Here is a 1,302-nt window from a genome sequence, read left to right on the forward strand (position 1 = left end):
CTCCGTGAACGGTCCGCTCAGCGGACCCGACGCGCGAACTCCCGGACGTCGTCGACGAACAGCCCGGGCTGCTCCAGGGCGGCGAAGTGCCCGCCGCGGTCGAACTCGGACCAGTGGGCGAGGGTCGGCAGGATCCGTTCCGCCCAGCGCCGGACCGGCCGGACCGCGTCCTCGGGGAACACCGCCACCCCGACCGGAGCGGACAGCGGCCAGGGGCCGGCCCAGGTGCGGAGGAAGTCGGCGTCCAGCCGGTTGGACTCGTAGTAGAGCTGGGCGCTGGAGCCGGCGGAGGCGGTGAACCAGTAGATCGCCACGTCGGTCAGCAGCCGGTCCCGGTCGACGACGTCCTCGGGAACCGTCCCGGCCGCCGTCCACTCCATGAACTTCTCGACGATCCAGGCGAGTTGGCCCACCGGCGAATCGGTCAGGCCGTACGCGAGGGTCTGCGGCCGGGTGGACTGGATCTTCCGCCAGCCGGCCCCGTCCTGCTCGAAGTACCCGGCGAACTCCAGCCGGGCCCGGTCCGCCGGGTCCAGCCGCGCGAACTCGGCCGGGTCCTGCGGCGGGAAGGTGGCGAGCATGTTGAGGTGGACGCCGGCCACGTGCTCCGGGTCGGCCAGGCCCAGCTGCAGCGAGACCGGCATGCCCCAGTCGCCGCCCTGGACGAGGTACCGGTCGTAGCCGAGCCGGCGCATCAGCTCGGCCCAGGCCCGGGCGACCCGGGCGGTGTCCCAGCCGGCCTCCCGGGGGTGGCCGGAGAAGCCGTAGCCGGGCAGCGAGGGTATGACCAGGTGGAACGCGTCGGCGGGATCGCCGCCGTGGGCCTGCGGATCGGTCAGCGGGCCGATCACGTCCAGGAACTCCGCCACCGAGCCGGGCCAGCCGTGGGTGACGACCAGCGGCAGGGCGTCCGGCTCGGGCGAGCGGACGTGCAGGAAGTGGACGTCCACGCCGTCGACTTCGGTCAGGAACTGCGGGAAGGAGTTGAGGTGCGCCTCGGCCTTGCGCCAGTCGAAGCCGGTGCGCCAGTACTCGGCCAGGTCCTTCAGGTAGCCGAGCGGCACGCCGCGCCGCCAGCCGGCGCCGGGGACTTCGCCGGGCCAGCGGGTGGCCGCGAGCCGGCGGTCCAGGTCGTCGAGGGCTTCTTGCGGGATGTCGATACGGAAGGGACGCATCCGAGTCCTCTCAGCGGGACCGTGCGCCGACCCGGGCCGGCGCCGGAGGGATGGCGGCCGGCGTACCGGCCGGTCCGTGCGGGGGTGCCGCAGTCGTACGGCACCGTCCCGCACGGCACTGTACCTG

At 73.8% G+C, this 1,302-nt stretch carries 1 protein-coding gene; it reads right to left on the reverse strand.

Annotated elements, in window-relative coordinates:
• Positions 1–17: 17 nt before the first annotated feature.
• Positions 18–1,175, reverse strand: coding sequence for an epoxide hydrolase family protein (locus ACFU7Z_RS39485; RefSeq protein ID WP_380782997.1), 1,158 nt, complete (start codon positions 1,173–1,175; stop codon positions 18–20).
• Between the last annotated feature and the right edge of the window lie 127 nt (positions 1,176–1,302).

Source organism: Kitasatospora sp. NPDC057518, assembly GCF_042802075.1.
In the GTDB taxonomy this organism is placed as follows: domain Bacteria; phylum Actinomycetota; class Actinomycetes; order Streptomycetales; family Streptomycetaceae; genus Kitasatospora.

Coding starts and splice junctions, on each gene's coding strand:
- ACFU7Z_RS39485 (WP_380782997.1), bottom strand. CDS start 1,175: ATGCGTCCCTTCCGTATCGACATCCCGCAAGAAGCCCTCGACGACCTG.